The sequence below is a fragment of the Streptomyces sp. URMC 127 genome (assembly GCF_051386535.1).
GTDB lineage: Bacteria > Actinomycetota > Actinomycetes > Streptomycetales > Streptomycetaceae > Streptomyces.
The window spans coordinates 1-326 of the sequence record NZ_JBPQTW010000525.1; the positions used below are offsets into that span (position 1 = coordinate 1).

The window sequence follows — 326 nt, forward strand, 5'->3', positions numbered from 1 at the left end:
CCCCCCGAACCCACCCGCACCACCGGATCCGACACCGGAAAACCACTCACATCACGCCTCATCACCCCCTCATCAACCACCACCACCGCACCCGAATCCCGCACCATCAACTCCACCCGCTCCACCGGATACGCCGGATCCACCGGCACATACACACCCCCCGCCTTCACCACCGCCAACACCGCCACCACCACATCAACCGACCGCGGCAACAACACCACCACCCGCGACTCCGGCCCCACCCCCTCCCCCACCAACCAATGCGCCAACCGATTCGCCCGCGCATTCAACTCCCCATACGACAAAGACTCCTCACCGCACACCAC

At 65.3% G+C, this 326-nt stretch carries 1 protein-coding gene; it reads right to left on the reverse strand.

Translation table 11 applies throughout. The features are described from left to right. A partial coding sequence (locus ACSNOH_RS35235) for an AMP-binding protein (RefSeq protein ID WP_436725510.1) occupies positions 1–326 on the reverse strand: 326 nt, incomplete at its 3' end.